At 66.0% G+C, this 1,176-nt stretch carries 1 protein-coding gene and 1 pseudogene; both read left to right on the top strand.

Annotated elements, in window-relative coordinates:
• Nucleotides 1–107: pseudogene (locus ACQKIP_RS47910) on the top strand (IS5/IS1182 family transposase); the annotation flags it as partial.
• A gap of 345 nt (nt 108–452) precedes the next feature.
• Nucleotides 453–1,046 (top strand): RNA polymerase sigma factor, encoded by a 594-nt coding sequence (locus ACQKIP_RS47905; protein WP_365853781.1) that lies wholly within the window; start codon nt 453–455, stop codon nt 1,044–1,046.
• Nucleotides 1,047–1,176 lie beyond the last annotated feature (130 nt).

Raw genomic sequence — 1,176 nt, 5'->3', positions numbered from 1 at the left:
ACCTGACGATGCGGCAGCTGACCCCGCTGTCCGGGGTCTCGAAGTCTGCGGCGGACCGGATCATCGACCACCTGGGGCCGATGCCCGCTCTCCAGCCCCGCAAGCGGTGCTGGCCGACCGCGGCTACGACCACGACAAATGCCGCCGCCTGTATGGGCACCTCACCCCCCGGCCCGTTGCAAGTGATTGCCCGGTGTCAGATGGACGCTTCTGAATTGGCTGAAAACTTGCGTGGGTTCTGGGCTTCGTGATGCCTATAACCAAACACGGGTGCTCTCTGAAGCTACATTGATCAGCCTGCGACGCATGGGCGGAGTCGGCTGGACGGAGATGATGTGCCGGAGGACGCGAGGTTGACGGGTTGCTCGTGCCCCGGAGCCCCGACGCAACAGGTACCTGGAGCTCCGCCGAAGGAGATCGTCGATCACCTCGCGTCCTACGGATACAGGACGTTGAAGAAGCTGATCCATTCACAGCGGGTTTACGACAGGGGCCGCGATCTGAACCGCCCCGTCCATCCGACGTCAGCCGACCTCGCGGCGTTGCGCAGATACCCCGACGAGCGTGCCGCGCTGGCGGGTGACTCGCTCGTGAAGCTTTTGGAGGATCCGGAAGAGGTCTGGTCGCGGTGGGACGTCCGCAAGGGCGCGTCCCTGGAGACGTACTTTGTGAACGCGATGGTCCAGCGTTTCCAATCGGTCTTCCGCACTTGGCAGACGCACCGCCGAACAGTGATATCGCTTCCCGCCGTGGATCTGAACTTCCTGTCCGACAGGTCCTACCAGGCCGACCCCGCCGTGGACGTCGTCGCACGCGATGCCCTCAGACGGGCGCTGCGGGCGGCGAGTCCCGAGGTGCGTGCCACGGTGGTGCTGATCGTGGCCGGGTACCAGCACGGCGAGATCGCCGACCGGCTGCAGATCAGCGAACGTGGTGTCGAGGGACGGCTCTATCGCTTCCGCAAGCAGATACGGGACGCTCCCCTGGCCGGGGACCTGCTGGAAGCCCTGCGGGAACAGACGGCGCAGCAAGCCCGTCAGTTGTGACGGTGTGAGCGTCGCGCTCACACCGGGTTGCTCCTTGGGGTGGCTGGCCCGCACGTCCATCACGCCACGAACCTGGGCAGCCCGCCAGGCCGACTCGCTTCGCGGCCGGCCTGGCGGGCTCACCCAGAAC

The organism is Streptomyces sp. NPDC059900 (genome assembly GCF_050270335.1).
Classification (GTDB): Bacteria; Actinomycetota; Actinomycetes; order Streptomycetales; family Streptomycetaceae; genus Streptomyces.
Note: the sequence above shows the minus strand (reverse complement) of the source record. Positions and strands in the feature narration are given on the sequence as shown.